At 56.7% G+C, this 1470-nt stretch carries 3 protein-coding genes; all 3 read left to right on the forward strand.

From position 1 onward, the window contains the following. Window positions 1-407: capsid cement protein (locus OH663_RS25935; protein WP_263525943.1), on the forward strand; the 407-nt coding region annotated here is incomplete at its 5' end. Next, window positions 407-763, forward strand: coding sequence for a head-tail joining protein (locus tag OH663_RS25940; protein WP_040230736.1), 357 nt, complete (start codon window positions 407-409; stop codon window positions 761-763). The genes OH663_RS25935 and OH663_RS25940, both read left to right, overlap by 1 nt. A 1-nt stretch (window position 764) precedes the next feature. Beyond that, on the forward strand, window positions 765-1421 hold the full coding sequence (locus OH663_RS25945; RefSeq protein WP_200013377.1) for a hypothetical protein: 657 nt from the start codon (window positions 765-767) through the stop codon (window positions 1419-1421). The last annotated feature ends 49 nt before the right edge of the window (window positions 1422-1470 follow it).

Genomic DNA, 1470 nt, shown 5'->3' on the forward strand with positions numbered 1-1470 from the left:
GACCGCCGCCTGGCGGTTTTTTTATCCCTGAAGGCGGCGCTGGTCGCCTTTTCCTTTTATGGAGAAAAAACATGGCGAATAACTATCAGCAGGACGGTACCACACTGGATTATCACAATGCGGGTGTTGATGCCGTTTCATCCGGTGCGCTGGTGGCGGTCGGCGGAATTGCCGGGGTGGCACACAGCGATATTCCTGCTGGCGAGTGGGGAACACTGCATATGGCCGGTGTTTTTGTGCTGCCTAAAGCGGCAGAAGAAATTGCGGCTGGCCAGAAACTGTATCTGGCTGGCGGCAAGCTGACGGTGGCAAAAGGCGATGATGCAACGCCAAACCCGGTTGTTGGTTCCGCCTGGGGAGCAACTGAGGCGGATGATGCTGATGTTGCCGTCCGCCTGGGGTTCTGATGAGCCGGTTCCGGGAGCGTTTGGCTAAAGCAGATGCCCGGATTAACCGGGCGTTTGCCGAAGAAGTCCCTGCATGCCTGCAAACGGGTGAAGGCCCGCGTCTGGTGACCGTGATTTTTGAATCACCGGATGCACTGTCGGGTGTACCGGGCGGCGGGGAAATTCAGAACCATTCCCCGGCGTTCAGTGCAATGACTGCGGATATTTCCGGTCTCGAAAAACATGACGGTGTGGTGATCAATACCATCCCTTACCGGGTGACACATATCGGCGCGGATGAAGAAGGGCGGACCCGCGTCACGCTGGCATATGGGGAACCCGGCAAAACACAGCCTCAGATCGATAAATGGAGCTGATATGGCGCGGGAGTCTCGACTGCGGCGGGATTTACCCGTCGATATTGATGTGGATGTTATCTGGCGAATTGCGGACAGTATCGGTGCGACGCAAAAACAGTTCCGTGCAGCATACTCGCGCGCGCTCAGGCGTACTGCCGCCACGCTGCGAAAGAAAGCGATGGCGGATCTGAAAGACGGGCTGGCCCCACGCAGTATGGATCTGGTCCGGCGCCGTCTGCTGTCTTTTCGTCTGGACAGGGGATCGCAACTGGATAACTTCCGGCTCTGGTTCGGGCTGAATGCCATTAAGGTGAAAGACCTTAAAGGACGAATCAACGGGCGGATGCGACCGCACCATACCCGGCGTGACCGCAACACGGGGCGTTTTATTAAAGCGCGGCGCCAGGCAGAAAACGCCGGATTTTCCCCGAAAGGTAATCTGCTGAGCGAACGGTCGTTTGAAAACGGGGAGGTGTCCCGTTCAAAACGGGATAATCGCCGGACGGTGGTTATTCGCGATCCCCTGACCCGCCGGACACGCGAAGCAGAAATGGATATCTACGAACCGATGCTGAACTACATCGAGGACAACGCATTTGCGGAAGCGATGGAGATTTTTATGCATCACTTTGAAACCGACATTCGCGGGCGCGTAAAAGCCCGTATTTCTGTCTGAGGTAACGAACGATGGCCGAGCCACTGTTGCTGGGGCGGTATCACGATGC

Source organism: Citrobacter sp. Marseille-Q5395 (assembly GCF_947057495.1).
Lineage (GTDB): Bacteria > Pseudomonadota > Gammaproteobacteria > Enterobacterales > Enterobacteriaceae > Citrobacter > Citrobacter murliniae.

Coding starts and splice junctions, on each gene's coding strand:
- OH663_RS25945 (WP_200013377.1), top strand. CDS start 765: ATGGCGCGGGAGTCTCGACTGCGGCGGGATTTACCCGTCGATATTGAT.
- OH663_RS25940 (WP_040230736.1), top strand. CDS start 407: ATGAGCCGGTTCCGGGAGCGTTTGGCTAAAGCAGATGCCCGGATTAAC.